The 1,796-nt window shown below is 31.2% G+C and carries 1 protein-coding gene; it reads left to right on the forward strand.

Annotated elements, in window-relative coordinates:
• Positions 1-267: 267 nt before the first annotated feature.
• On the forward strand, positions 268-1,659 hold the full coding sequence (locus tag AC58DT_RS15545; RefSeq protein WP_497217713.1) for a hypothetical protein: 1,392 nt from the start codon (positions 268-270) through the stop codon (positions 1,657-1,659).
• The last annotated feature ends 137 nt before the right edge of the window (positions 1,660-1,796 follow it).

Genomic DNA, 1,796 nt, shown 5'->3' on the forward strand with positions numbered 1-1,796 from the left:
AAGCTTGTGAAGAGTTTTTCCTGATAGTTTTTCTTGCCTTGCATAGGCATGAAATTAATAAACTTCTCAATTTTATACAAGCCTTTTGCTATATTTGAAGAGGTGGTTGTGCAACAGGCACAATGGCTATAAGCAATTGCTTGTTCTCGCCTACTTCTGAAAATCCTCGCGGATTTTCAGCTTTGTGTGTACTTGCAAAGTTAATCGCTAAACCACGCAACTACTCATAGCCGAGACCGTTAGCACCAATTACGACCAACCAACATAATGAAAGTAATAATCATAATAGGAATTGTTTTAGTAGTGCTTTACTACATTGGAAAAAACAAACAAAAGAACCAACCAGAAAAAAAGAATCTTTCAAAGAAAAACCCTTCATATCAATCAAATTCTTCCTTTCAATCAAAATTATCGGCAATAAAATTTCCTGACAGAATAAATGCTATTGATTGGCATAATCAAAAAATCCAACAAGGATTAAAAACTGGAGATATTGAATTGGCTAATCTTTCATATGCCAAATTATACGAAAGTATTAGACAACAGAATGTAAATGACAACGGAGAATTTGATGAGATTTTACAAGCGGTTGGAAAGGAATACAAAGGATTTAGAGAATACTACCAAGTCGAATATCCTGAACAATTTTTGCCACCAGAAGAACGCAAAAAGAAAAAAGAAAAGGAATTCGAAAAAATTAAAAGCCTTCCTGTTTATTTAGAAACAGGTAATTATATAGAACTTCCAAAACAAATATTAAAATATGTGGACATCGTAAAACCAATCTCGGAATGGTACGAAATTGGATTTAAACCAAAAAAAGAAAAATATGGTAGATGGAAAGCTATAAAAAGAAGTGAACGTTATTTCGGATTTTATGATGCCAAACTTGATAAACCGAGTCACAAAATATCTCTCGAAACTGGAAAAAGAATTACACAAAAACCATATTTCATAAAAGCGTTAAATGAACAAGGAATTCCTCTAACTGATTTTGTTGCTTACGGAGAAGATTTGGAACATTTTGTAAGAGCAGTTGACTTTTTCGATAATCAAGAATTTAAGAATGCACAAAAAGAAATTGATAAAGCATTAGAACTAAAAAGAAAAGAAGATTACGAAGAACTGAAAGTCGATATTGAAATTAAATTAAATAACGAACAAGTCGTTGATGAAGAATTTAAAAAGTACGAATTTGACATCGATTCTGCGATTCATACTGGAAAATTTAATGATTGGCTAAAAGTCTTAATAAACAATCACAAATACGACAAGGTTATTCATTTTATCAACCAAGCTAACAAAACATTAGAAAAATTAATCAGCCGAGAAATCGAACCCAAAATTTATGGCAAACAATCATCCGATTACTATCAATATAAACAAGAGCAGTTTAATAAAAATCTAATTTACATATTTGACTTTAAAAGTTCCGAATTAGAGAAATCAGAAAACTCTATTAAACTACTTGAGCTTTTTTTAAGTTTATATAATAAAGAAGATTTTAGACCAATAGAGAAAATTGCTGACCAATTTGGTGCGTGGAATTTAAACGAACGAGCAAATGAACTTTATCAAGAATGCTTGAAAATGATTGGAAATGAAAACAAACCAAGAATAAAATCAAGGATTGAAAAGAAAATTGAAAATAATAAATAACTGGTGCTAACAACGGTAACCGTTGCACAACCCCTTAATTTTTTAAACCTGAACCAATATAGGCCGTTTTAAGCGGCTTTGCTTTTTTGGTCAGGCTTGAGAATGAATCAAATTTGGTGCCTTTAAAAAATGCCATG

This window comes from Aequorivita sp. CRS11, assembly GCF_059693805.1.